The organism is Brevibacterium sp. 239c (assembly GCF_900169365.1).
GTDB lineage: Bacteria > Actinomycetota > Actinomycetes > Actinomycetales > Brevibacteriaceae > Brevibacterium.
In genome coordinates this window covers 35,922-60,746 of record NZ_FXZH01000017.1, presented here as the reverse complement: position 1 = coordinate 60,746, position 24,825 = coordinate 35,922, and the positions used below count along the sequence as shown (strand labels likewise).

At 62.4% G+C, this 24,825-nt stretch carries 21 protein-coding genes and 1 riboswitch; of the genes, 15 read left to right on the top strand and 6 right to left on the bottom strand.

What is annotated here, in order from left to right; translation table 11 throughout:
• Nucleotides 1–14 precede the first annotated feature (14 nt).
• The 6 genes from BSP239C_RS14980 (at nt 15) to BSP239C_RS14955 (ending at nt 5,550) form a co-directional block, all read left to right on the top strand.
• On the top strand, nt 15–839 hold the full coding sequence (locus BSP239C_RS14980) for an ATP-binding cassette domain-containing protein (RefSeq protein WP_101574161.1): 825 nt from the start codon (nt 15–17) through the stop codon (nt 837–839).
• Nucleotides 836–2,047, top strand: coding sequence for a sugar ABC transporter permease (locus BSP239C_RS14975; protein WP_101574160.1), 1,212 nt, complete (start codon nt 836–838; stop codon nt 2,045–2,047). Before BSP239C_RS14980 ends, BSP239C_RS14975 begins: the two co-directional genes overlap by 4 nt.
• A 167-nt stretch (nt 2,048–2,214) precedes the next feature.
• Nucleotides 2,215–2,318: riboswitch (TPP riboswitch) on the top strand.
• Complete coding sequence (gene thiM / locus BSP239C_RS14970; RefSeq protein ID WP_101574159.1) at nt 2,306–3,142, top strand: hydroxyethylthiazole kinase; 837 nt, start codon at nt 2,306–2,308, stop codon at nt 3,140–3,142. It overlaps the preceding riboswitch by 13 nt.
• On the top strand, nt 3,139–3,894 hold the full coding sequence (gene thiE, locus BSP239C_RS14965) for a thiamine phosphate synthase (RefSeq protein WP_101574158.1): 756 nt from the start codon (nt 3,139–3,141) through the stop codon (nt 3,892–3,894). The genes thiM and thiE overlap by 4 nt, the downstream gene beginning before the upstream one ends.
• On the top strand, nt 3,891–4,757 hold the full coding sequence (gene thiD / locus BSP239C_RS14960) for a bifunctional hydroxymethylpyrimidine kinase/phosphomethylpyrimidine kinase (protein WP_101574157.1): 867 nt from the start codon (nt 3,891–3,893) through the stop codon (nt 4,755–4,757). The genes thiE and thiD overlap by 4 nt, the downstream gene beginning before the upstream one ends.
• A gap of 61 nt (nt 4,758–4,818) precedes the next feature.
• Nucleotides 4,819–5,550, top strand: coding sequence for a TenA family protein (locus BSP239C_RS14955; protein ID WP_101574156.1), 732 nt, complete (start codon nt 4,819–4,821; stop codon nt 5,548–5,550).
• Nucleotides 5,551–5,645: 95 nt separating this feature from the next.
• Here BSP239C_RS14955 and BSP239C_RS14950 read toward each other — a convergent pair whose 3' ends face one another.
• Entirely contained in the window at nt 5,646–6,161 is a 516-nt protein-coding gene (locus BSP239C_RS14950) for a DUF1648 domain-containing protein (protein ID WP_101574155.1), read from the bottom strand.
• Nucleotides 6,162–6,862: 701 nt separating this feature from the next.
• Between BSP239C_RS14950 and BSP239C_RS14945 the strand changes: the two genes are divergently transcribed.
• Nucleotides 6,863–8,761, top strand: coding sequence for an HNH endonuclease signature motif containing protein (locus BSP239C_RS14945; RefSeq protein WP_257930235.1), 1,899 nt, complete (start codon nt 6,863–6,865; stop codon nt 8,759–8,761).
• 221 nt (nt 8,762–8,982) lie between these two features.
• Here the strand turns inward: BSP239C_RS14945 and BSP239C_RS14940 are convergent, their stop codons facing one another.
• The 4 genes from BSP239C_RS14940 to nadA are packed head-to-tail and all read right to left on the bottom strand — an operon-like array spanning nt 8,983 to nt 14,254.
• Nucleotides 8,983–10,197, bottom strand: a complete 1,215-nt coding sequence (locus BSP239C_RS14940; RefSeq protein ID WP_101574153.1) for a cysteine desulfurase family protein — start codon at nt 10,195–10,197, stop codon at nt 8,983–8,985.
• Nucleotide 10,198: 1 nt separating this feature from the next.
• A complete protein-coding gene (nadC, locus tag BSP239C_RS14935; protein WP_101574152.1) occupies nt 10,199–11,158 on the bottom strand; it encodes a carboxylating nicotinate-nucleotide diphosphorylase in 960 nt (319 codons plus the stop codon).
• Nucleotides 11,152–12,963 carry an L-aspartate oxidase gene (locus BSP239C_RS14930; protein ID WP_101574151.1) on the bottom strand — a complete coding sequence of 604 codons (1,812 nt, stop codon included), beginning with the start codon at nt 12,961–12,963 and terminating at the stop codon, nt 11,152–11,154. The genes nadC and BSP239C_RS14930 overlap by 7 nt, the downstream gene beginning before the upstream one ends.
• A 7-nt stretch (nt 12,964–12,970) precedes the next feature.
• Nucleotides 12,971–14,254 carry a quinolinate synthase NadA gene (gene nadA, locus BSP239C_RS14925; protein ID WP_101574150.1) on the bottom strand — a complete coding sequence of 428 codons (1,284 nt, stop codon included), beginning with the start codon at nt 14,252–14,254 and terminating at the stop codon, nt 12,971–12,973.
• 263 nt (nt 14,255–14,517) lie between these two features.
• Between nadA and panB the strand changes: the two genes are divergently transcribed.
• The 3 genes from panB (at nt 14,518) to BSP239C_RS14910 (ending at nt 18,356) form a co-directional block, all read left to right on the top strand.
• Nucleotides 14,518–15,483 carry a 3-methyl-2-oxobutanoate hydroxymethyltransferase gene (gene panB, locus BSP239C_RS14920; RefSeq protein ID WP_374701037.1) on the top strand — a complete coding sequence of 322 codons (966 nt, stop codon included), beginning with the start codon at nt 14,518–14,520 and terminating at the stop codon, nt 15,481–15,483.
• Nucleotides 15,483–16,334, top strand: a complete 852-nt coding sequence (panC, locus tag BSP239C_RS14915) for a pantoate--beta-alanine ligase (RefSeq protein WP_101574149.1) — start codon at nt 15,483–15,485, stop codon at nt 16,332–16,334. The genes panB and panC overlap by 1 nt, the downstream gene beginning before the upstream one ends.
• 351 nt (nt 16,335–16,685) lie before the next feature.
• Entirely contained in the window at nt 16,686–18,356 is a 1,671-nt protein-coding gene (locus BSP239C_RS14910) for a mechanosensitive ion channel (RefSeq protein WP_308298071.1), read from the top strand.
• Nucleotides 18,357–18,491: 135 nt separating this feature from the next.
• Here the strand turns inward: BSP239C_RS14910 and BSP239C_RS14905 are convergent, their stop codons facing one another.
• Nucleotides 18,492–19,262: a LysE family translocator gene (locus tag BSP239C_RS14905; protein WP_101574148.1), complete on the bottom strand. Its 771-nt coding sequence runs from the start codon at nt 19,260–19,262 to the stop codon at nt 18,492–18,494.
• Between the two features lie 226 nt (nt 19,263–19,488).
• Here BSP239C_RS14905 and BSP239C_RS14900 point away from each other — a divergent pair, with 226 nt between their 5' ends.
• The 5 genes from BSP239C_RS14900 (at nt 19,489) to guaA (ending at nt 24,732) form a co-directional block, all read left to right on the top strand.
• Complete coding sequence (locus tag BSP239C_RS14900) at nt 19,489–20,391, top strand: LysR family transcriptional regulator (RefSeq protein WP_101574147.1); 903 nt, start codon at nt 19,489–19,491, stop codon at nt 20,389–20,391.
• A 106-nt stretch (nt 20,392–20,497) separates the two neighbouring features.
• Entirely contained in the window at nt 20,498–21,631 is a 1,134-nt protein-coding gene (locus BSP239C_RS14895) for a GuaB3 family IMP dehydrogenase-related protein (protein WP_101574146.1), read from the top strand.
• A gap of 31 nt (nt 21,632–21,662) precedes the next feature.
• A complete protein-coding gene (locus BSP239C_RS14890; protein WP_101574145.1) occupies nt 21,663–22,673 on the top strand; it encodes an SURF1 family protein in 1,011 nt (336 codons plus the stop codon).
• Nucleotides 22,670–23,107 carry a DUF3817 domain-containing protein gene (locus BSP239C_RS14885; RefSeq protein WP_101574144.1) on the top strand — a complete coding sequence of 146 codons (438 nt, stop codon included), beginning with the start codon at nt 22,670–22,672 and terminating at the stop codon, nt 23,105–23,107. Before BSP239C_RS14890 ends, BSP239C_RS14885 begins: the two co-directional genes overlap by 4 nt.
• A 44-nt stretch (nt 23,108–23,151) precedes the next feature.
• On the top strand, nt 23,152–24,732 hold the full coding sequence (gene guaA, locus BSP239C_RS14880; RefSeq protein WP_101574143.1) for a glutamine-hydrolyzing GMP synthase: 1,581 nt from the start codon (nt 23,152–23,154) through the stop codon (nt 24,730–24,732).
• Nucleotides 24,733–24,825 lie beyond the last annotated feature (93 nt).

The window sequence follows — 24,825 nt, the reverse complement described above, 5'->3', positions numbered from 1 at the left end:
GCGAGTAGGAACATATGAATTCTCAACCCAACGATCCGGCGCCCGCGCAGCAGCGGGTGCCGGAGCCCGGCGCCGATCCAGTCCTCGAGCTGCGCGGGATCAACAAACGATTCGGTGCGGTCCAGGCGCTGACCGATATCAACCTCACCATCGGCCGCGGCGAGGTCGTCGGACTCGTCGGCGACAACGGCGCCGGCAAGTCGACTCTTATCAAGGTCATTGCCGGAGTCCATGGCTGCGACGAAGGTGAGATCATCATGAACGGGACCTCTCAGAAGTTCGCGTCGCCGAAGGATGCACAAACGGCCGGTGTCGCCACGGTTTTCCAGGATCTTTCCCTGTGCGAAAATCTCGACGTGGTGGCCAACCTCTTCCTCGGACACGAGGCTACACGCGGTGGTGTCCTCGACGAGGTGGCCATGGAGGCGAAATCTTGGGAGCTGTTGCGCAGTCTCTCGGCGAAAATACCAAGCGTGAGGGTGCCCATCGCTGCGCTCTCCGGCGGACAACGTCAGACTGTTGCGATCGCCAGGTCCCTCCTCGGCGATCCTTCGATCGTGATGCTGGACGAGCCGACGGCAGCGCTCGGCGTCGCACAGACCGCGGAGGTCCTCAATCTCATCGAGCGTCTGCGTGAACGAGACCTCGGGGTGCTGTTGGTCAGTCACAACATGGCTGATGTTCAGGCTGTGGCTGACCGTGTACACGTGCTGCGCCTGGGCAAGGATGCCGGTGACTTCCCCGGTGACGAACGCACGGACGTGCTTGTGGCAGCGATCACCGGTGCCAGCGACAATGTCGTGACCCAAAGGGCCACGCGAAGAGGAGAGCGCCGATGACCCGCAACTCATTCATCACGGACTCTCGGCTTTCGCACGAGGGATTCTTCTCGACCTTCCTACGACGCGTCAAGGAGGGCCAACTCGGTTCGCTTCCGGTGATCATTGCCCTTGTCGTCATCATCATCGTGTTCCAATCAGCGAACGACAAGTTCCTCTCTCCCGCCAACCTCGTCAATCTCTCATCAACGGTTGCCTACATTGCGATTCTCGCTCTGGGCATCAACTTGATTCTGTTGCTTGGCGAGATCGATCTGTCATTGGCGCAGTTGGGTGGGCTCGCAGCGTCACTGCTGGGAGTCCTTGTCGTCAGACAAGGAGTTCCGCCTCTGATCGCACTCGTCATCATGCTGGTGTTGGGTCTGGTTGTCGGAGCGATCCAGGGGTGGTTCTTTGCGGTGGTCGGCATCCCGGCCTTCGTTGTCACCCTGGCTGGATTGTTGGCTTTCACCGGACTGACTCTGACGACGCTGGGTGTGCAGAAGAATCTGTCGATGTCTGGTACATTCGCCTTTGACTTTGCGAACTTCTACTTTCCGGCGATTTGGGCTTATGTGTTCGGCGCAGTCGCGGTGATCGGCTTCGGAGCAGGTATCGTCTCGTCGAAACTGCGTCGCCAAGCGGCAGGACTCGACAACCCTAGCTGGACCTCGGTGACAGTGCGCATCGTGCTGCTGGCAGTGATCGTGTTTGGCTTCCTCATCCTCGTCAACCAGGACTTCGGCCTTGTGTTGCCCTTCTTGCTCATGCTGGTCATTGCGATTTCCATTGACCTAGTACTGCGCAAAACCCGCTACGGAAGATCGATCTACGCTGTCGGCGGCAAGGTCGAGGCAGCCAGGCGTGCAGGCATCCAGGTGACGTGGGTGAGAATCAGCGTTTTCATGGCCGCCGGTACCCTCGCAGCTCTTTTCGGCTTCATCAAGGCAGGTGTCAACTCGAACGCGGGTTCGACGTTGGTGACCACGCAGGATCTGCTCAATGCGATCGCTGCGGCAGTCATCGGCGGCACCTCGTTGTTCGGTGGACGCGGCACAGCCTGGGCTGCAGTGCTCGGTGCACTGGTCGTCGGTGCGATCAACAACGGTCTCTATCTCATCGGCTTCAACTCCGATGCCCAGCTGATCATCACCGCACTCGTCCTTCTCGCTGCTGTTGTCATCGATGCCCTCAGCCGCCGCGGACAGAGGTACGTCGGACGAGGTTGATGCCACCCGCACCGAGCGGACCACTTAGCATTGACCGGCGACGTTACAAAGTCGCCGGTCAATGCTAAGTAGTCCGCTCGATGAGTCTTCGTTGGGTAGACCCAGTTGCAGGGAGGCGGGGCGAGCATTCCAGCTCGCTCCGCCTCTGTCGTGCTGATACAGTCGAAGCCAATGACATGGGGTGCCTCGTGAACATGAAGCGCGGCTGAGAGAACACCCATCGAACCTGATCTGGGCCATACTAGCGAAGGGATCGTCATGGTTGACTTCGACCTGCGTTCTGCGCACGAGCATATGCGTGCGAGCAATCCACTTATCCAATGCATCACGAACACCGTCGTGCAGCAATTCAGCGCCAACGTGCTTCTGGCCATCGGCGCCGCACCGGCGATGCTCGACCACGAGGCCGATGCTGCACAGTTCACGCGCATCGCCAGCGGACTGCTGGTCAACTTCGGAACCGCCACGAACCAGCAGTTCCTTGCCGCCGATGCCGCCATCGACGCAGCCAACGAAGACTCCAAGCCGTGGGTTCTTGACCCGGTGAGCATCGGAGCCGTCGATTTTCGGACCACCCGAATCCGCCGTGCCGCAGCCTCGGGACCTACCGCGATTCGCGGAAACGCCTCCGAGATCGCGGCCTTGGCCGGAGTCGGGGTGGGCGGTCGAGGCGTCGACTCCACCGACGAGGTGGATGCTGTGATTCCTGCCGCTGCCGAACTGGCGCGGTCGACCGGAGCCATCGTCGCGGTCTCAGGACCCAGGGACGCGATCGTCGCCCATATCGACGGAGTCGATCATGTCGCCCGCCTCGACGGGGGCCACTCTTATATGCCGCTGGTCATCGGCACCGGGTGTTCACTCGGCGCAGTCACCGCCGCGTACCTCGTCGGAGCAACGACCGCCTCGGCGAGGTTCGATGCTGTGATCGCCGCCCATGCGCACTTCAAGGTTGCCGGTGAAAGAGCTGCAACTGGTGCCAAGGGCCCCGGCAGCTATTCGGTGAACTTCCTCGACGCGCTGTACACGCTCGACGCGAAGCAGCTGGCGGGCGCACAGATCGAGGCCGACACCTTTGAAGGATCACAGTCATGAGCGAAGCCAGCTACGAAGCCAGCTACGAAGCCAACTACGAAGCCAACTACGAAGCCAACTCCCGTCTGGCGGGCATCGACACTCGGCTCTACCTCGTCACCGACTCGGTTCAGTGCCGGGAGGCCGGACGCAGTGTCGCTGAAACCGTCCGCGAGGCAGTTGCCGGGGGAGTCGGGATCGTTCAGGTCCGGGACAAGGACATCGACGATGACGCCTTCTACACCCTGGCACGCGAGGTCATCGCCGCCGTCGGCAGCGCAACAGCCGATACAAACCGTCGCGTACCCGTCGTCCTCAATGACCGCGTCGCCGTCGCCCAACGGCTCCTTGCCGAGGGCGTGCACGTCGACATCCACGTCGGGCAATCAGACACACCTGTCGAGGAAGTGCGCGAACTCGTCGGTCCAGAAACCCTCATCGGGCTCTCCGCGGCCAACGGTGCCGAATTCTCTGCGGCCCGGGAATCGGGAGTCGTCGACCTCGTCGGAATCGGGCCCGTCTACGACACCACGACGAAGACCGACGCACCCGAAGGGATCGGTCCCGACCGCCTCAGCGAGCTTGTGGATCGGGCAGGGTTGCCTGCTGTTGCCATTGGTGGGATCAGCACCGCGCGTGCTGCCGAATTGCGAGGTCGGGGCCTGATCGGTATCTGCGTGGTCTCCGCGATCTGCCGTGCCCAGGACCCACGTGCCGCGGCAAGGCAGCTTCTCGCAGAATTCGGCGATGGCCAGGCGGAGGCAACTCAGTGACCACCCGACCACCCATTGCGCTGTCCATTGCCGGTACCGACCCCAGCGGGGGAGCCGGCATCCACGCAGACCTCAAGACCTTCACAGCTCGCGGGGTGCTGGGCACCACTGCAATCACCGCGCTCGTCGCGCAGAACACCCACGGTGTCTCCCAGGTCTACGGAATCGACGATGCCTTCGTCTCTGACCAGCTCGACAGCGTATTGAATGATATGCCCGTCGACGCCACCAAGTCGGGGATGCTCGGCTCACGCTCACTTGTGGAACTCGTGGTCGCACGGGCGGCGGGGAGCCAGCTGGGCTTCTACACCGTGGACCCGGTCATGGTCGCAACCTCCGGGCACCGCCTCCTCGAGGTCGATGCCGTGGCCGCCGTCCGCGATCACCTGCTCCCGGTCTCGGACCTCATCACCCCGAACCTGCCGGAGGCGGCACTGCTGATCGGCGATGACGAACCCGTGGCCCAGAACCCGCAGGAGATGTTGGACCAGGCCAAACAGTTGCTCGCTCGCGGGCCTCGCGCGGTGCTGCTCAAGGGCGGACACGCGATCGAGGGCGACGTCGCCGACGTTCTCGTCACCGCCGAAGGCACCGTCACCGACTTCACCCACCCACGGGTGGACACCCCGAACACCCATGGCACCGGGTGCACATTGTCGGCCGCGATCACCGCCGAGGTGGCTGTGCTCAAGCGTGAACGTGCAGTGGCCGACGTGAGTGCGGGCCTTCTACACGAAGCCGTCGACAACGCACTGAACTATCTGGCCCGCGCCCTGAAATCTGCCGCGAACTGGCAGGTCAGCCTAGACCCGAAGGGTGCTCATGGGCCCGTCGATCACCAGGTCGACATCGTCCGGAGCTGACCCCAACACACCAACATTCCTCGGGGCCCGGATGAGGGTCCCACGAAGTCAGGAGACACAGATGTCGACAGATTTTTCCGCAGGACCTCAGACCACTCAGCTGTGGGATCGTGTGCGCCCGATCGTCGAGCAGATTGAGCGTTTGCCATTTCTGGGCCAGCTGGCCGAGGGCAGCCTCGAGGTGAAAGCCTTCACGAACTACATCATTCAAGACGGCATCTACCTCACCGGCTACGCGAAGGCGATGTCCTTCCTGGCAGCCGGGGCCGATGACCGGGACGAAGCACGATTCTGGGCCAGCTCCGCCGCCGAGGCCATCAGTGTTGAAGAGGAGATGCACGGTGAACTGCTTGCCGATCCTCGCCTGGCCGCAGCCCACGATGAGCTCGTCAGCGGTGGTGCCGGTTTCAAGGCCTCACCTACCACATTGGGCTACGTGTCCTACCTCGTCGCGACCGCAGCCAGCCGCTCCTACGGTGAAGGCGTGGCGGGAGTCCTGCCGTGCTTCTGGGTGTACGCGCACATGGGCAAGGTCCTCGTCGAACGGGCCGGTCAGATGAGTGCTGATCACCCTTACCGCACCTGGGTCCAGACCTACGATTCACCCGAATTCGATGAGTCGACCCGGCAGGCAGTGCAGCTGCTTGAGCAGGAGCTCACCGATGCCCCCGCCGAGGTGGCCGCAAGAATGCGTGCCACGTTCGAGCAGGCATGTGTGTACGAACTCCACTTCTGGGCCTCGGCACATGCCATGCAGGACTGGGACGCTGCAGTGTTCGTGCCGCAGAGCTGAGAGCCGTTCGACGGTGAGTGCCCTTCGACGGTGACGGGACCGGCCGGAAGTATGGGTCGAAAGTGCGGGTCGGTTCTTTCCGAGTTGCGGCCGGCCTACTGTTCCGGTTCAGTCTGCGGTTTGGGAATACGTTCGTCCCTGCCGTCGGGTTTGAGCTGGCGAAGGAGATTCCACATCGCGATGGCGACGACCACGAGGAACACGCCGGTCGGGAGGAACAGAAGGGCTTCCGGCCACGATCTGCTGATTCCGACCTTGAGCGTCTGTGCCAGAGACAAAGTAAACAGCAGGGCACAGGCACCAGCGGTGATTCGCATGAACTCCATCAGACAGTCGAAAAGGTAGTCACGCTCACCGCGTTTCAGCCAGTAGTCCTTGTGAGGGACGTTGACGAGACCGATCGGCAGTTTCTCGTAGATTTGGCGGATCGAGAGGAGCGCTGGGATGCCCACTCCCAGTGGGACGAGCCACGCCATGACTTCGCCCTTTTGCGACCAATCATCGGGTTGACCATTCGCGCCCGAATGGCTTGGAACCTGGTCGGGTGCATTGAACCAGAGCCACACTGCAAAGCCGACGAACACCAGAATCGACAGCACTGCAAAGAGCAATGCTGCGACTCCTGGTCGACAGGACGGGCGCTGGTTTAGGTTCGGGTTTGTCGAGGAAGGCACCCTGTCACTCTATCCGTCCATTCAGTCATAGGACTACAGGCGGTGCAGGTTCAGGCCCGATGGCTCCCGGGAGGATCGTCGGCGATCCCTGTTCTTGGACCGAGCGATCCCATCGCATGCCAACCGCGACGCAATGTGGTCCACAGGAGGACATGGTCAACTTCCATAAGGGGCACGCGGTCATGTCTCGGGCAGGCAAATCGTCCGACGAAGAACACGATTGTTGTGAAACACACACCGATGACAAACAGAATAAGCAGATCCATGACGGCCCCCTCACACCCGACTCGAATGCTTGATTCCATCTTCTCTCCAAAACACCAAGAAAGATAGGGCCACCTCACAACAAGTGGACCGCATGCCACACCTGCTTCCTGGCTTACGTATGCACTCGAGGCGATGGTCTATTGCAGGTACGTGAGATCAGAATGCGTGGTGACCACAAGGCAGCGATGCTGCGATTAGTGTTCGGATCGTTGACCTGGGGTGTTGTGATGCTTTCGTGTTTTTGCTCATCAATAGGTATGAAAATAAAAGAACAAACGAAAGAAAATCGAAACTCAAGGTTCAAAACGGGCGAACTGGGTGTATAGTTAGAGGAAGAGCGACGACGATGTTGGCGAATGGACTTCAGTACCATGACTCTCACCCCCGACCGCACACCACGAAACCCGGAAGAGCGTGACCCACGCCCCGGTACCGGTGATGCCGTAGCGGGGGACGACGCAACATCTGACGCGACTGAGTCTTCGTCTTCAGCAGGCGGACCACCATCCTTGTTCGACCAGCTCAAAGACTCCGACTTCGACCTCACCGGCCACCCCCTGGCGAAGAAGTTCGAATCCCTGCCAGCCGTACCCACAGGTGACCATGAAGACCCGATTGATCAGGGTCAGGAGGGTGAGTCGAGTGGTCAGGGTGCTGCCGATGATCAGGGTGAGGTGGGCGCCGATGTTTCGGTAGCCGCTGATGACAACGAGACCGAGGGAGTCAGCGACGTTACCGAGCCGTTGACTGGCGATGGCTTCGCTGCGGCCAGTCCGGCTCCGACTCTCGGTGCTTCAGCTGACAGCCCAGTCTCTGATGTCAGCAGTTCGAGTCCTCACCCTTTGCTGTCGAGTGAAGAGTGGACGGATCTTGCACGCTTCGCTCCCGAAGTCACGAACAGCCTCACCGCGCTGAGTGGACTCAAGGAGGGGCTGCGGACCTTCGACCGGCGTATGGGTCCCGATGATGCGATCAAACTCATTGATGGGCTCGAAGCCCTGGGCCGCGTCAACGAAGCCCTATCCACCCTGGCGTTGGCCGTGTGTGAACGAGTCGGGACACCCACCGACTATGGTGCCAAAACCACGAAGGCGCTCATCCAGGACCGGTTGAATATCACCAGCCGTGAAGCCAGCCGGCGTACTGATATGGCGAAGAACCTCGGTGGTCGGGTCACCCTGACCGGTCAGCCACAGGCACCGGTCTGTCCTATCGTCGCCGATGCCTTCAACGAAGGTCGGCTCTCAGCCGACCAGGCCAGAGTCATCAAGGACTGTTTGAAGAAGCTGCCCACCTGGGTCAGCCAAGCCGATCGTGACTATGCCGAAGCGATGCTGGTTGACAAGGCTCCCAGTGTCAGGGTCTATGATCTCCACGCTATCTTCGCCCGCCTCTTGGCCCATATCGATCCCGATGGTCAAGAACCCGTCGATGCCACGGACCGGACCAAGTACAAAGTGAACATGCATGCGTGTGAGAACGGGGACTGGGAGATCACGGGTCTCCTCGACCCTGTCACCGGTGGCCAACTCAACGGGTTACTGACGCTAAGAACCAAAATCGCGAAGAACGACAGTGCAATCGATGCAAACGGTGGAAACACCATTGCTGGCAGTAACGATCATTCCGCGAGCGAGTCCGGTGTTCTCGAGGATGGAACTCTCGTTGACATGTCGGGACAGCGGTTGAGTGCTCAGGAGTGGATCTACGAACGCTTCGCGACACTGATCGGGCGCATCGATATGACGCGGACTGGTCAAGGCTCGCAATACGCACTCGTCGTGACAGCCACAGCAGAAGATCTTGCGAATGGAACCGGGGTCGGTACCACGGGGACTGAGAATCCGGTCCCGATCAGCGAACTTGTTCGTCATGGTTTGAATGGGGCGGTGTTCTTCGAGCTGATCTCCGAGAAGGCGAAGACGATGCAGGTGGTCACGGAGAATCGGTTCGCGAATGCGAAGCAGATCGCGGTGCTGACTGCTCGTGATCAGGGGTGTACGTTTCCGGGTTGTGATGCTCCGCCGGGGTGGTGCGATGCCCATCATATTGTGGAGTGGGCACAAGGTGGCAGGACCGATATCAACAATATGACTTTGAGTTGCTCGGCTCATCACCACTTATTGGACAGGTCGGATTGGGAGACTGTGATGCTCAAAGATGGGCGTCCTGCGTGGGTGCCTCCTGCCTCGATCGATCCGGGTAGGCGACCGATCTTGCATGCGAAGTTCGTGGCTCAAGACGTCATCGACACACTCTTCGACGAATGACCTGCCCTTAGTTCGGTGGCACATCTGTGCACTGCCTACAGTCCTGTCGGACAGTCTTCGGACACAGTTATCTGATACTGTCCATAGCGACTTGTCGGACAGCCTTCGGGCACAGTTATCTGACACTCTTCGACAAGAGCGAATGACTCACCTGCGTCAGTGACAAGTAGCCCGTCGGCGGAATGACCATTCAGGTGTAGACGTGTAGACGTGTCTAACGCTCAGCTGTAGCTGAGAGCCAAATTCTCCACCGCCGCAGATACGGATTCCGCTGCTCGACGGCCATCCTCAGCGCCGAAGGAGGCGGGGAAGGTGAAACGCACACTTGTCTTAGCGACATCATCGTCGATGCCCAATGCAGTGAGCACATGAGACGGTTCATCCGAGCCGACGGCGCATGCCGAACCGCTCGAGGCAGTGATACCGAGGCGTTCAAGCTCAAGCAACACTGCCTCACCGCTGGTGCCTGAAAAACAGAACGAGGCATGATTCGGTGTACGCGACGACTCGCTGCCGGTGAGGAAAGCGCCCGGAACAGAAGCCAGCACCTTCGCGATGAAATCGTCACGAATGGCCTGGACACGTGCAACGGCCTCTACCTGTTCCGCCTCGGCGAGTTCCAAGGCGGTGGCAAAGGCCACGGCCAGGGCCACGTTCTCCGTCCCCGACCGGCGTCCTGACTCCTGACCGCCACCGTGGATGAGCGGTTCGAGAGGGATCCGCGCCCGGATTGCGGCAACGCCGATTCCCTTCGGCGCACCGACCTTGTGCCCGGCCAAGCTCATGGCGTCCACACCGAGTCCGCTCAGCGGCAGCCAACCCGCTGCCTGCACCGCATCCGTATGGAAGAAGGCACCGGCGTCATGGGCTACATCTGCCAGGGCTGCGATGTCAGCCACAGTACCGATCTCATTGTTGGCGTAGCCCAGACTGACCAGCAGAGTGTCCTCGCGCAGAGCCGAGCGGAGGGCCTCGGTGGTGATCATTCCGTCGGATCCGACCGGTACCTGCGTGACTTCGAAGCCGTGCCAGCGAACCAGGAAGTCCACCGATGCGAGCACGGCCTCGTGTTCGAGGGCAGACGTCACGATATGCCGCCGAGGTGACCGACAGTTCGCACTTTCGCCGGAGCCGGTGTTGCCACCGGTCCCAGCCCCGAGGGAAATCCCGATGATCGCAAGATTGTCGGATTCGGTGCCGCCGCTGGTGAAGATGATGTCGGTGCTGCGCATGCCCAGCACCTTCGCGACCCGACGACGGGCGTCCTTCAACGCCTCGGCCGAGGTGTGGCCGACCTCGTGATGGCTCGATGGGTTACCGAAGACGCCGGTCAGGTACGGCCAGGCCGCTTCGAGGGCCTCTCTGCGAACGGGAGCCGCTGAGGCGGTGTCGAGGTAGAGTGGTCTGCTCGAATCGGACTGCTGATCGAGTGCCATCTCAGTTCGACCCCGCGCCGATGCTGGGCTCCACGCAGATGGTGGCTTCCCGGCCCGCGTCGGTTTCAAAGTCCGCATCGATGCTGGCCTCAAGGTCAAGGTCGAGGTCCAGGTCGAGTCCTAAATCGATTGCGCGAACACTATGGGTCAGCGCTCCGGATGAGATGACGTCGACTCCGGTGGCGGCGATATCAGCGACGGTGTCGAGGGTGACATTGCCGCTGGCCTCCACGATCGCACGTCCTGCGATGAGGTCGACTCCCGCCCGCAGATCGGCCAGGGAGAAGTTGTCGAGCATGATGATGTCGGCACCACCATCGAGCACCGGTGCGATCTGCTCGAGACGGTCGACCTCGACCTCAATCGTCGTCGTGTGCGATAGCCGGGCACGGGCCGAGCGGATCGCAGCCGCCACATCGGCGCCCTCACCAGCCAGAACAGCGAGATGATTGTCCTTGACCATGACCGCGTCGGAGAGTCCGAACCGGTGGTTGTGCCCGCCTCCGCAGCGCACCGCATGCTTCTCGAAGGCACGCAGTCCAGGGGTCGTCTTGCGGGTATCGACAATGCGCACACGGTGACCCGCTGTGTTCGACGCAGCCGCATCGACGAAGGCCTTGGTCTGAGTCGCAATGCCACTCATCCGCTGGCAGAAATTCAACGCGATCCGCTCGGCTCGCAGCACCGTTCGGGCGGCCCCTGAGACCGTCGCCAGTCTGTCACCGGGGGAGAAGACAGCACCGTCGGCGACACTGACGTCCACTTCGACACTGGCGTCAACGAGCGAGAACGCTCTGGCGAAGACCTCGCCCCCAGCGAAGACGCCGGCCTCACGCGCGCTGAGGACCGCAGAGGCCACGGCGTGCTCCGGTACGAACGTCTCGCCCGTGATGTCTCCCCATGGGGCATCCTCATCGAGCGCCAAGCGAAGAGCGGACTCGATCGTCGCGGTCGTCAGCATGAAACAGCCTCCTGAAGCAGGGCGGTGGTGGATCCGGAAAGTATGGAGGTGTCGGGAAAGTCTGAGCGTGTGTGGGCCCCACGACTCTCCCGCCGCGCGAGCGCATGAGAAGCGATGGACCGGGCGATCAGCGCGAGATTGGCAGTCTCGAAACATTCGACCAGCTCTTGTGCTGTACCTACCGCTTCCTGTGGTTCTGGTGGCGCTTGCGGTACCTGTGCCGGTACCTGTGCCGGTACCTGTGGTGCGTGTGCACCCACGGTGCGTGGAGTGGTTCGGTCACCCTCGCCGATGTGGTCGAGCAGCGCCCGCAGTCCGAGCTCGTTGCGTTCAATGCCGAGGTGAGCCCAGGCCAGAGCCTGGAGTTCTTCACGAGAGACTGCGCTCTCTGAAAAAGAGCCTGTGTCCTCTGCAATAGAGGCTTCGTAATTGCCACGAGAGAATCTCCTGACGTGAGCCTCACGCGTGGGGTTCGGTGTGGGGTTCGCTTCCGGGAACTGCGCGGAAGCGAGATTTTCGTCGATGGCTGCGGCGGCTCGTGCTCCGAAGACAGCTCCGTCAAGCAGTGAATTCGATGCGAGACGGTTAGCCCCATGTACACCGGTGCAGGCGACTTCGCCGACGGCGAAGAGTCGAGCAATGTTGGTCTGTCCGTCAAGGTCAGTGCGGATGCCGCCCATGAAGTAGTGGGCTGCTGGGGTGACCGGAATGAGGTCGGTGGCCAGATCGAAGCCGTGCGCGGCCAGTCCGCGAGCGATGCTGGGGAAGTGGGCCGTCACCTCGGGTACAGCTCGGGCATCCACGTAGCAGGGTCGACCATCCTGGGCAGCCATTCTCCGGTGGATCGCCAGGGCAACGACATCACGGGGCGCCAGCTCACCTCGGCGATCGATGTCCGGCATGAAGCGATGACCATGGGTGTCAAGGAGAAGAGCTCCGGCACCACGGACAGCTTCGGAGATGAGGAATCCGGATCCGGCCAGCGCGGTGGGATGGAACTGGTAGAACTCCATGTCGGCAACGGCTGCACCCGCACGGATTGCTGCGGCCAGTCCGTCTCCGGCAGCAGCCGCGGGGTTCGTCGTATGCGAATAGAGCTGACCTGCCCCGCCGGTGGCCAGCACGACGGCATCGGCGGTGAGCTGCTCTTGCACACCGTCCCGGAGCACCTGCACTCCGGTGACTTCGCGATTGCCCACAGCACCGGTGGCATCGCTTTCGCACCCTGTACCTGCACCAGACCCTGCACCAGACCCTGCACCAGACCCGGCATCAGGCTGGGCATCAGAGCCAGTCGCAGACCCTGCACCAGACTCGGCAGGGCACGTGACCAGGTCGAGCAGCATCGTGTTCTCGAGCAGGCGCACAGTGCCGACGGAAACGGCGGCGCGTAGTGCCTTCGACAGGGCTTCGACAATCACCTTTCCCGTGGCGTCTCCTCCGGCGTGGAGAATGCGCGGAATCGAGTGTGCGCCCTCTAAACCGCGCGCCCAGTCACCTGTCTCGTCACGGTCGAAGGCGACACCAGCAGCCGCGAGCTCGAGGATCCGCTCCGGTCCCTCGCTGCACAGAACGCGCACCGCTGCGCCGTCGCTGAGCCCAGCCCCGGCGGCCACCGTGTCGGCGATATGCGATTCTACGGTGTCATCGGCACTGAGCACTCCGGCGATCCCGCCCTGTGCCAGGGCAGTGTTCGACTCGCCGAGGCGGTCCTTCGTCACCACGGTGACCTCGTGTCTGCCCGCCAGTCGCAGGGCCGCGGTCAGGCCCGCGATCCCGGACCCGATGATGAGTACGTGACTCATGCGCCGCTCAGATCCGGGGTTTCGCGGCGAGCATCCGCTCCAGGGACACACGAGCCGGATCAGCCACCTCGGCGTCGACCGTGATCTGGTTGATCACCTGATCCTCGAGCAGGGCTTCGAGGACCCAGGCGATGTAGCCGGGGTGGATGCGATACATCGTCGAACACGGGCACACGACGGGATCGAGGCAGAAGATGGTGTGCTCGGGATGCTCGGCAGCCAGCCTCTGGACGAGGTTGATCTCGGTGCCGATCGCGAATGTGGTGGGCTCAGCTGCCTCGGCGATGGCCTTCGTGATGTAGGCCGTCGATCCGGATTCGTCGGCCGCGGCCACGGTCTCCTGCGGGCACTCGGGGTGGACGATGACGCGGACATCGGGGTGATCGATGCGCGCCTTTTCGATCTGTGCGGGGGTGAAGCGTTTATGCACCGAACAGAATCCCTGCCACAGGATGACCTTCGAATCCTCGATGGTGTCGGGGGAGTTGTTGCCCAGTGGGCGAGCGGGGTTCCACAGTGGCATGGCGTCCAGGTCGATGCCCATGTTCAGTGCGGTGTTGCGGCCCAGGTGCTGGTCGGGGAAGAAGAGCACGCGCTGACCGCGCTCGAAGGCCCACTCGAGGACCACCTCGGCGTTGGATGAGGTGCACACGATCCCACCGTTGCGGCCACAGAATCCCTTGATCGCGGCCGAAGAATTCATGTAGGTGACGGGGATGACGGGCACCTTGCCATCGGCGTCGGGCTCGGTGCCCAGCAGGTCATTCAGCTGTTCCCAGCAGTCCTCGACCTGGTCGATGTCGGCCATGTCTGCCATCGAGCAGCCTGCGGCGAGGTTGGGCAGGATCACCGACTGCTCCGGGGTGGAGAGCAGGTCCGCGGTCTCGGCCATGAAATGCACGCCGCAGAAGACGATGGCTTCGGCCTCTGGGTGGTTCTGCGCGGCCTTGGCGAGCATGAAGGAGTCGCCGATGTAGTCGGCGTGCTCGACGACCTCGACCCGCTGATAGTGATGGCCGAGGATGACGACCCGATCGCCGAGCTCGGTCTTGGCCGCCACGATCCGTTCGTCCAATTCTGCCGCCGAGGCGTCCCTGTACTCCCGTGGAATCTCACCCTGGCGCGGAGCCGAAGAGGGAATCGGATCGTCCATCGAGGCACCCGGCCCATAACCGGGTTTGACGTCGACATCCCACGGGGCGTCGATAAGGTCTGTCGAGCACATTTCGTCGTCCGAACCGGTTGTGGAGATGTCCTTGAGGGTGAGCTCGATCGAAGCTGTTGTGGTCATCATCGTCCTTCACAGAGTGGAACAGTACGTCCCGAAAAAGTTTTGCGCAGATTTGAGCTTAATGATCATCGCTCGTAATGTAAAACACCGATGTGCGGCAGACCGGGGTCGATGATCTAGTCTGGAAACTGGCTCGCAATCCGAGTCGACCCGAACGCGAACCCGCACGATTCGGCCGGCACCACCGCCTGCCGCCGACTTGTGCACATGCGACGCTGACGATGCGTCGCCACCCAGACGAAGGCCGACCGAAGAGGATGCCCATGCCCTTGCCTCATGAACAGTCACCCGCACAGCCCGAGAATTCCGTGGCTGATCAGGACGAGACGATTCCGCCCTACGGGGGCGGTTCCAGCCAGGCCGCTCCCAGCGCACCCACTGCCGGTACCGCTTCGGCGAGTGCAGCTTCGGCTGGTGCGGCCACACTTCCGCCTCGGCGGGTCCGGACTCTTGACCTCCTCAAAGCCAAGTCAGAGAGCCGTCGCTGGGCGATGCTGACAAGCTATGACCAGTACACGGCGGCACTGTTCGAGCAAGCCGGAGTCGAGGTGCTGCTGGTCGGTGACTCCGCGGCCAACAATGTCTACGGCCATGAGACCACGCTGCCCGTCACCGTTGATGAGCTTATTCCGCTGGCCCGAGCCGTCTCGAGCGCGACCTCCCGAGCGCTCATCGTCGCGGACCTGCCGTTTGGCAGCTATGAGATCTCCGATGAGCAGGCGGTTGCGACTGCCGTGCGCTTCATGAAGGAAGCCGGTGTCCACGCGGTCAAGCTCGAAGGAGGCGTGGCCGTGGCCTCGCGGATCAAGGCGATCACCACCGCCGGCATCCCGGTGATGGCTCACATCGGCTTCACGCCCCAAGCCGAGCACAACCTCGGCGGGTACAAGGTCCAAGGCCGTGGTGGCGCCGGTGATGCGCTGCTGGCCGATGCCCGTGCCGTCGCCGAGGCGGGGGCATTCTCCGTGGTCATGGAGATGGTTCCAGCCGGCTTGGCTGGGCAGGTGACCGCAGAGATGGCGATCCCGACCGTGGGAATCGGCGCCGGTGCCGACTGCGATGCCCAGGTGCTTGTGTGGCAGGACATGGCGGGCCTGCGAACAGGGAAGGCACCCAGGTTCGTCAAGCGATATGCCGACCTGCATTCGGTGCTGACCGATGCCGTCGGCCGCTACGTCGACGAGGTCAAGAGCGGCGAATTCCCTGAACCAGAGCGGAGCTTCGACTGATGGAGGTCGGCGGAATCCAAGCTCTGCGCGCCTGGCGGAAACAGCAGACGGGCACCGTGTCCCTGGTTCCGACGATGGGTGCACTGCACTCGGGTCATCAGGCGCTGATGGACCGGGCTCGGGCATCCAGGGACGCGGTCGTGACCAGCATCTTCGTCAACCCGCTGCAGTTTCGAACCGATGAAGACTTCTTCCAATACCCACGTCCTTTCCAGGCCGACTTGGACGTCTGTGAGGCAGCCGGAGTGGACTTCGTGTTTGCTCCGGCACTGGGGGAGATGTACCCCTCGGCCCCCGAAGCCACCGTCTCCTCGGGACGAATGGGCGCCGTGTATGAAGGCGCGGCGCGACCCGGGCATTTCGACGGAGTCCTGACGGTGGTGGCCAAGCTCTTCACCCTGACGAAACCGGACTCGGCGGTTTTCGGGCTCAAGGACATCCAGCAGTTCTGCCTGGTCAAACGCCTGATCGTTGACCTCAACTTCGACATCGAACTTATCGGTCTGCCCGTGGTCCGCGACGACGACGGATTAGCCATGTCGAGCCGCAACGAATACTTGGCGCCGGCCGATCGAGCGGCAGCCTTGGCTATCCCTCGTGCTCTGGATGCCGCAGCCGACGCGGCTTCTGACGGATCGCCGGTTGGAGTCGAAGCGGCAGCAGAGACGGTGCTTCAGGCAGCTGCTGAGCGAGGAGACCTTGACCTCGTGTATCTCGCCCTCGTTGACGCCACGACCTTTCGACCGTGTGCCCAGGACTTCGCAGGACAGGCCCTGCTGCTGGTCTCGGCGACTGTTGGAGGCACTCACCTCATCGACAATGTGGCGCTTGAATTTCACCGTTCTGCGTGAGCGAATTCGACGCCACCGTGTCTGCGAACTTGGCTGTCACGGCCCGGTGAGTTCGACTATCGAGCGTGAAATTCCCCAACATTCGTCTATCGGATAACACCGTCGGTGTTTGCCGTGGAGAAATGAAAAAACGAGCATCACACCCTATCCGATGCGTAAACGTGACCTGAATATATAGGAATTGTTAAGTTACTGAAATACGCCTGTGGACGGGATTCTGGGCACAGCATCGTTTGTTCCATTATCCGACGTCGTCTCTTCGCTAGCCCTTGTTCTGAGTGTCCGTTGTGAATAGACTCCAAATCAGCAACCGCGAAAAAAGGGACTGCTAGTTCGCCGTAGCCGAAGGAGATGACGGAAATGCAAAGCGCAGATATATGGTCGGTCCTCACGAAAGTGGGACTGGCGATTCTTATACTCATCGTCACATGGATACTTGCTGCAATCGTCAAATGGGCGATCGGGAAATTGGTGACGAAGATACCGGCACTGCAGCGTGACGGAAGCGACGGTCGACAGATCGGAAAGTCGATCGGTCAGATCGGCGGATTGATCATCTGGCTGCTCGGTCTCATCGCTGTGCTGCAGCTGTTCAACCTCGATCAGGTCCTCAGTCCTCTGCAGGGACTGCTCGACGGAATCTTCGGATTCCTGCCCAACATCATCGGTGCAGGTTTCATCTTCTTCATCGGCTTCGTCTTCGCCAAGATCGCCAAACAGCTGGTTCAGACGGCACTCAATGCCGTGGATCTGACCAAGCTGACGTCGAAGTTCCGTTCATTCGGCGATCGCGCCACGGGTGTCACCGAGACTGCCGCCGGCGCCGCGCCGCAGCAGAACAACGTCAACGCACAGCAGGCTGCCTACGGCCAGCCCCAGCAGGGTCAGCCAGGCCAGCAGGGTCAGCCAGGTCAGCAGGGCTACCAGGGTCAGCCCGGTCATCCGGGTCAGCCGATGCAGCAGGGCCACCCAGGTGCCGGTAATCCCAACGCTGAGGCGAACGCCAAGATCTCATCCCTAGTCGGCAACCTCGTCTTCGGGGTCATCATCATCGTTGTCTCGATCTCGGCACTGCAGGTGTTGGGCATCGCGGCGATCTCGCAGCCGGCACAGCAGATGCTGGAGATCTTCCTCAACGCCATTCCGCTCATCATTGCGGCAGGCATCCTGCTGGCGATCGGCATGGTCATTGCCAAGTTCCTCGGTAACCTGCTCGAAGAAGTTCTGCGTGGAGTCGGCACGGATCGTGCGGTCGAGTCCATCGGAATCGTTCCCGAAGGCACAAGCGCCTCAAGCGTGATCACCAAGATCGTGCAGGTTGCGATCATGATCTTCTTCGCAATCATGGCGACGCGTCTGCTCGGGTTCCCCGAGATCACGAACATCCTCAATGAGATCCTCGACCTCGGTGGCAGCGTCCTCTTCGGTGCCGCAATCATCGCCGCAGGTTTCCTCATCGCAGCACTGATCGGCAAGTTCATCACGAACTCCGCCGCCAGCAAGGTCCTGCGGTACTCGGCCATTGCACTCTTCATCGCGATGGGACTGCGCTACATGGGGCTGGCCGATTCGATCATCAACCTGGCTTTCGGTGCCGTGGTCATCGGCGGAGCCGCCGCCGCTGCCCTGGCCTTCGGTCTGGGTGGTCGCGATGCCGCAGCCAAGATGCTCAACAAGGTCGATGTCGAGGCCGCTGTCGACAATGACGGTGGAGCTGACCGTCACGCCCGCAGTGCCACCAGTGCCAGCAGTGCCAACAGTGCTGGCGGCAACGCCGGCGGCGCCAGCACCACCGGTGCCGGAAACAGCGGAATCGGAACCGGCGGAGTCGGCAGCACCGGACACGGTGGAGCCGGAACCGCAGGACATGGTTCAGCCGGAACCGTCGGCCACGGCGGCGCCAGTGCCGGGAGCGACACCCCACTGGGCGGTCCCGACGACACCGGTCGCCGCGGTGGACCCGAAGACACAGGTCCACTCGGTGGTCCAGACGGCAGCGGTCCCGTACCGCCTGCCAGCTGAGAGCCATGTCAGGTTCAGGTCATATTGCATGACACGAGAAAGGTGCGAGTCGGGGAATTTCCCCCCGGCCCGCACCTTTGTCTGTCTGCGACTGTTGCCAGCGTGCCCAGTCGGCACCCCGACCGCCGGCTGGAACTACATCGGGATGGCGATGACGGCGATGCCCATGATCACGAGAACGGCGGCGGAGACGGCTTCGATGTAGAAGTCGGTGCTTCTTCTCTGCAGGGCGGCCGCGGCCATACCGGCCATGAAGGCGAGAAGGATCTGGTAGGCCAGCATCAGCCCGACCACGACCGAGACCAGCAGCAGGTAATCGGCTCCCGCCGCAGATGAGGGCACCAGCGTCGGCATGACGGCGAGGAAGAACAGTCCCGCCTTCGGGTTGCTCAACGATGAGATCAGGCCTCGGCGATATGAGATGACGGACCGCAGCTGTCCCCATGATTTCTTCGCACCGGATTCGGTGCTCGCGTCGGCAGAGGAGCCGACACCCACCTCGGCGGCCTCGGACTGCGCGGCTTCAAGCTCAGCGCTTTCGAGTTCGGTGAGATCATCGGTGGCTGCCGCGATCTCACTGACCTGGCCGCGCGGAGGCATCCCGCGCAGTTCGGAGCGGATCCGCAGGGCCTGCCGAGCCGCCAGGGCGCCGAGGAAGCACAGGTAGAGTCCGCCGACGACCTTGAGCACGATGAGTGCGGAAGGGAAAGTTGTGAGCAGGGCGGAGATTCCGGTCAGGGCCGCGATCATCCAGATCGTCATGCCGGTGGCGGTTCCGAGCGAATAGATCAGCCCGGCCTTGCGGCGCAGGGCCGAGAGGCGAACCGTGAGGATCGTCTCGGGCCCGGGGGTGACGGCAAGAGCGGTCGCGGCCCCGGCGATGGTGATGAGCTCGGCTCCGGTCATGGTGCTCCTTCAAGGACGGAGACCAGGCAGTTGACCTGGTCTCAGTGGCAAATGCGACGCTGCACGATGACGGCCCGATGCAATGCGCACGGACAGGGATGTACCGGGCACGACGAGCTCTGCCTCAAGTCTGCCGTACAGCACCCCGAATAAACATATTGAGAAAAGCAATCATTTGCTAACAACCATTCGGCGCTACCGAACGATCATCGGCTAGTCTGAACGCATGTGGGATCTCAACCGACTGCGCATCTGGCGGGCCGTCGTGGCCACCGGTTCCGTCGTCGACGCCGCCAGGAGTCTCAACTACACGCCGGCCACCATCAGCCAGCACATCACGACGCTGCAGAAATCCGTCGGCGTCCCCCTCTACCGCAGGTCAGGGCGCGGCATCGAGATCACAGATCTGGGCAAGCGCCTGGCCGAGGAATCTGCCGACGTCTTCACCGGCCTGAGCAGACTCGACAGCCTCGTGGAGAGTTTTCGCACCGTAAGTCGACCCCGTATGCGCATCGCAGCGTTCACCTCATTCAACGCCGGACTGCTGCCGGGAATCATCGAGTCGGTGGCCCTGGAACACCCGGACATGCGCTTCGACATCCAACTCAATGAACCGGCCAAGGTCCGCCGCAGCCACTGCACGATCGAGATCCGCAGCGAAGTTCCCCAGGACGACGAGGTCCACTTGCCGGGAATGACGCGCACGGTCCTCTTCGACGATGACTACCGAGTCGTGGTCTCGGACCGGCATCGATTCGCGAGGCTCGACTCCGTCCCGTTCAAAGATCTCGAAGACGAGCGGTGGGTCGACTATGACCTGTGGGCTGGGCCGACGAGCAAGGTCGTCGACCTCGCCTGCGCTGCCGCCGGGTTCGAACCCCGGACCTTCGCCGCCTCGGAAGACGAGTTCGCTGCCCTCGCCCTCGTCGCCTCGAATCTGGCGATTACGGTCTTGCCGCGCCTGTCGTCTGCCCAGCTGCGGCCGGGTCTGACCGCGGTCGGCCTCACCGACCCCACCCCCGTGCGCCGCGTCGTCATGCATGTGCGCGAGCGCGAGGCGCATCTGCCGCACGTGCGCTCCTTCGTCACCGCCGCCGAGGCGGTCGTGGCCGACTACCTGGCACGCTGAGATACCGCTTTTCCCGCCCTGAGATACCCGTTCTGCCCAGGGAGACTCACCGTTCCTCATAGTGGGCTGAGTCCCCGGCGTCAGGGCGGTGGGATAGGCTGTTCGGGTGAGTTCTGAAATCGAAATCGGCAAAGGCAAGCGCGGTCGTCGCGGCTATTCACTCGACGATATCGCCGTCATCCCTGCTCGGCGCACCAGAGATCCCGAAGACGTATCCCTGGACTGGCAGATCGACGCCTACAAGTTCGACCTCCCATTCATCGGAGCCCCCATGGACTCCGCCATGTCGCCGGAGACCGTGATCGCCCTGGGCAAGCACGGTGGCCTGGGCGTCCTCGACCTCGAAGGCCTCTGGACCCGCTACGAGGACCCCACTCCGCTGCTGGCCGAGATCGCTCAGCTGCCTGCTGAGATGGCGACGTCGCGGATGCAGGAACTCTACTCCGCACCCATCCAGGCCGAACTCATCACGGCCCGCCTCGAACAGATCCGGGAAGCAGGAGTCACCGTCGCCGGTGCCCTGACCCCGCAGCGGACTCAGCAGTTCTACAAGACCGTCATCGACGCAGGTGTCGACATCTTCGTCATCCGCGGCACCACGGTCTCCGCCGAGCACGTGTCCTCGCACACGGAGCCGCTCAACCTCAAACAGTTCATCTACGAACTCGATGTTCCCGTCATCGTCGGCGGTGCCGCCACCTATACCGCGGCCCTGCACCTCATGCGCACCGGCGCTGCCGGTGTCCTCGTCGGCTTCGGCGGGGGGCCGGCCGCAACGACACGCAAGACCCTGGGTCTCCACGCTCCGATGGCCACCGCGATCGCCGATGTCCACGCTGCTCGGCGTGACTACATGGACGAATCCGGCGGACGCTATGTCCACGTCATCGCCGATGGCGGACTGGGCAGCAGCGGTGAGATCGTCAAGGCCTTCGGCGTCGGTGCCGACGCCGTCATGCTCGGCACTGCTCTGGCTAGGTCGACCGAGGCCCCTGGCCGTGGAATGCATTGGGGCGCCGAGGCGCATCACCCCGAACTTCCCCGCGGACACCGCGTGGAGCTGGGAACCGTGGGCAGTCTCGAGCAGGTTCTCTTCGGCCCCGGACGCACCGCTATCGGCGAACTCAACCTCGCCGGTGCCCTGCGTCGTGCACTCGCGACCACCGGCTATGTCGACCTGAAGGAATTCCAGCGCGTGGACGTCACCGTCTCGCCCTATCAGCCTGGATCGGTGGTTTGATCTGTTCCGCCTGGCGCTGACCCCCAAATGGTTGGGGTCCCTGCTGATCGTGCTCATCCTGGTCACCTGCTTCGTCGGACTCTCGGCATGGCAGGTTGAACGGGCTCAGCACAAGAACGATGCTGTCGATTCGGCGAACGTCGAGGAGATCGAACCGTTCAACGACGTCATGGAGGCCCAAGCACCCATGCCGGGCATCCTCGCCGATCAGCGGGTGAGCCTGTCCGGACACTGGCTCCCGGACGATCAGGTCGTCGTCCCCGGACGCGTCCTTGATGGGGGCAAAGGCTTCTGGGTGGTGACGATGTTCGCACCCGATGATGCCCGCCTCGGCGATTCGGCCGGTGCCAACGCCGACGACAAGACCATCGCGATTCCGGTTCTGCGCGGCTTCACCACCGATGAGAAGACCGCCATGGACTCCCGTGCGGCAGAGGGCCCAGTCAAGATGAAGGCGCAGATCGGTCCCGTTGAGGGTCCGATGCCCGGAAATTCACTGCCCGAGGGGCAGGTGCGCAGCGTCTCCACAGCGCAGCTGATCAACATGTTCCCCGACCTGCTGACCTATTCGGGGTTCCTCATCCCCGAAGAAGCCACCGGTGACGCAGCCTCCATCGCGACAGACGGACTGTCCTTCGTGCCGCCGACGATGACGCGGGACGAAGGTGGATTCGATATGCAGTCCGCTGGCTACGCGATCGAATGGCTGATCTTCGCAGGCATGGCCCTGTACATGTGGTGGCAGCTGCTGCGCGATGATTTCATGCGCCGCCGCCTTGATGATGACTCCGATTCTCAGGATCCGGTGAACCGCGACGAGTATGTTGTCGTGAAGTCTGCAGGCCAGTCCAAGATCGATCCCGAGGTGATGTCGGGACTGACCGGGCTTCCTGCCCACAGGCATGGAGCGAAGAAACCTCGCACCCGCCGCGGCAGATCCGCTGCCGGCGGCAACGCCGATTCGACCGATGCCACCGCCGATTCGACCGATGCCACCGCCAATTCGACCAACACCACCCCGACCGGAGGAAACCGAGCGTGAGCCAAGAACCCGAGTCCCTGGATTCCCGCCCCGACTTCGATGACAGCAATGTGTGGAGCGTCAAACGCTTCACCTCGGCGCGCAATGCCCTGAAGTTCTATCGTGTGATGGCCATCATCACCGGAACGATGCTCCTCATCCTCACCGTCGAGATGGTCTACAAGTACCTCATCGCCGCTGACTCCGCGACGGCACTGAACTTCGGCGGCTTCAACCTGGCAGCCGCGATCGCGATCTGCCACGGCTGGTGCTACGTGGTCTACCTCATCGGCTGTTTCTGGCTCAATCAGCAGATGCGCTGGACCCTGGGCCGCTATATCGTGTTGGCTCTGGCCGGCGTGGTCCCGGTGATGTCGTTCATCCTCGAGCGTCGAATCCACCGTCAGGTCGAAGCAGAATTGGCGGCGGCCGTCGTGGTCGCTCCCAAGAGCTGAGGCCAGTAGTTGGGCACTGGGTGCCCGGTGTTTAGAATTAGGTCATGACGCAAACCCAGAGCACACAGGTGCCTCCTGTCCTCGTGGTCGATTTCGGTGCGCAGTACGCGCAGCTCATCGCCCGACGGATCCGCGAGGCCGGACTGTATTCCGAGATCATCGCCCATGACGCCCCGGCCGCGGAGTTCGCAGCCAAGAATCCAGTCGCCATCGTGCTCTCGGGTGGACCGTCGAGCGTCAACGATGAAAGCGCCCCCGGATTCGACACCGCAGTCTTCGACCTCGGCGTGCCCACCATGGGCATCTGCTACGGCTTCCAGCTCATGTCGACGGCCCTGGGTGGAACGGTCGCCAAGACCGACAAACGCGAGTACGGCTCGACCCCAGTCACCGTCGCCAGCACCGGTGCGCTCTTGGCCGAGACGCCGAACAGCTACAAGGTGTGGATGTCCCATGGTGACTCCGTCGCCGAGGCGCCCGCTGACTTCGATGTCCTCGCCTCGACCGCGGACACCCCGGTCGCGGCCTTCGAGTGTGCCGCACGCAAGTTCGCCGGCGTGCAGTGGCACCCCGAGGTCCTCCACTCCGAGTACGGACAGCAGATCCTCGAGAACTTCCTCTTCAACGTCGCCGGACTCAGCGCCGACTGGACCAACACCTCGGTCATCGACGAGCAGATCGAACTGATCCGCGCCCGCGCCGGTTCGAAGAAGGTCATCTGCGCCCTGTCAGGAGGAGTTGACTCCTCCGTGGCCGCCGCACTGGTCCACAAAGCCATCGGTGACCAGCTCACCTGCGTCTTCGTCGATCACGGACTCCTGCGTGAGAACGAACGCGAACAGGTTGAGAACGACTACGTGAATTCGATCGGCGTCCGCCTGGTCACCATCGACGCACGTGAGCAGTTCCTGTCCGCACTCTCCGGTGTCACCGACCCGGAGACCAAGCGCAAGATCATCGGCCGCGAATTCATCCGCACCTTCGAGAAGGCCGCAGCCGACCTCGTACTGGAGGCCAAGGACGAGGGCGAAGAGATCGGGTTCCTCGTCCAGGGCACGCTCTACCCCGACGTCGTCGAATCAGGCGGCGGCTCGGGCACTGCAAACATCAAGAGCCACCACAACGTGGGCGGCCTGCCCGATGACATCACCTTCGAACTCATCGAACCCCTGCGCGCCCTGTTCAAGGACGAGGTCCGCGCCATCGGCCGTGAACTCGGCGTCCCCGATGCCATCGTCTCCCGCCAGCCGTTCCCCGGTCCGGGACTCGGAATCCGCATCATCGGTGAGGTCACCGAGGATCGTCTGTCGATCCTGCGCCGCGCCGACGCCATCGCCCGCGAAGAGCTGACCAAGGCCGGCCTCGACGGGGAGATCTGGCAGTGCCCGGTCGTCCTTCTGGCCGAAGTGCGCTCGGTGGGTGTCCAGGGCGACGGGCGCACCTATGGCCATCCGGTCGTGCTGCGCCCAGTCTCCAGTGAGGACGCGATGACCGCTGACTGGACACGCGTTCCCTACGACGTGCTCTCGGTGATCTCGAACCGCATCACGAACGAAGTCGACGACATCAACAGGGTCGTCCTCGACGTCACCTCCAAGCCTCCGGGCACCATCGAATGGGAATGATCCTGGTCCCCGACCACAATTCCTGAACAGTGTTCAGCTAGGGTGGGTGATGCCCGAGTGAGCCTCGGGCATCACCTAACCATCGGAGAACTC